The following is a 915-nucleotide window of genomic DNA, read 5'->3' on the forward strand; positions in this document are numbered from 1 at the left end:
GGCAGGGCCGATGGTGGTTCCTGGAGTGCAACCCGTCCGGCCAGTGGTACTGGCTGGAGCCCGAGACCGGCCTGCCGATGCTCACGGCGATGGCCGACCTGCTGGAGAGGAAGACCGGATGACCCGGACCGACGGCGACAGCGCCCACTTGCGCCGAGCACTCGCCGACAGCCTCGCCGAGCGCGGATTCCTGCGGACCGGGCCGTGGCGCAAGGCCGTGGAGGCCGTGCCCCGCGAGGAGTTCCTGCGCGGCGGATTCTTCGACGCCGTCCCCGGTTCCGCTCCGACCGCCTGGCGCCCCGTCATGCCCGGCTCGCCGGGCTGGCTGGAGCAGTGCTACCGGGACGATTCCCTGGTCACCCAGGTCGCCGGGACCATCGTGCCCGGCGACCTGCGGGGCGAGATCATGCGGACCCCGACATCGTCCAGCACCATGCCGAATCTGGTCGTGCGCATGTGGGAGGACCTCCGGGTCGAGGACGGCCACCGGGTCCTCGAAGCGGGCACCGGCACCGGCTACTCGACCGCGCTGGGCTGCCACCGCCTCGGCGAGGACCGGATCGTCTCCGTCGAGGTCGACCCGGAGGTCTCCGCGCGGGCCGGCGTCTCGCTGGGGGCGTGCGGGTTCTTCCCCGAACTCGTCGTCGGCGACGCCCTGGCCGGCTACCCGGGAGACCATCGGTTCGACCGGGTCATCGCCACCTGCGGCGTCCTCACCATCCCGCCCGCATGGATCGACCAGACCCGCCCCGGCGGGATCATCCTGGCCACCGTATGCGGCTGGATGTACTCCTCGGAACTCGCCCGGCTCACCGTCCGCGAGGACGGCACGGCGAGGGGACGCTTCCTCGGGGGACAGATCTCCTTCATGCTCGCCCGCCCCCAACTGCCGCCACCGCTCGGGCTGCTGCCCGA

Annotated in this window: 1 protein-coding gene and 1 pseudogene; both read left to right on the plus strand. The window is 72.3% G+C overall.

The genetic code is table 11. From position 1 onward, the window contains the following. Nucleotides 1-122 (plus strand): annotated as a pseudogene (locus PUR71_RS18680) (ATP-grasp ribosomal peptide maturase); the annotation flags it as partial. Continuing rightward, nucleotides 119-915, plus strand: a 797-nt coding sequence (locus PUR71_RS18685; protein ID WP_329928167.1) for a protein-L-isoaspartate(D-aspartate) O-methyltransferase, incomplete at its 3' end; no start/stop codon positions are given. The pseudogene PUR71_RS18680 and the gene PUR71_RS18685, both read left to right, overlap by 4 nt.

It is taken from the genome of Streptomyces sp. SP17BM10 (genome assembly GCF_036322405.1).
Classification (GTDB): Bacteria; Actinomycetota; Actinomycetes; order Streptomycetales; family Streptomycetaceae; genus Kitasatospora.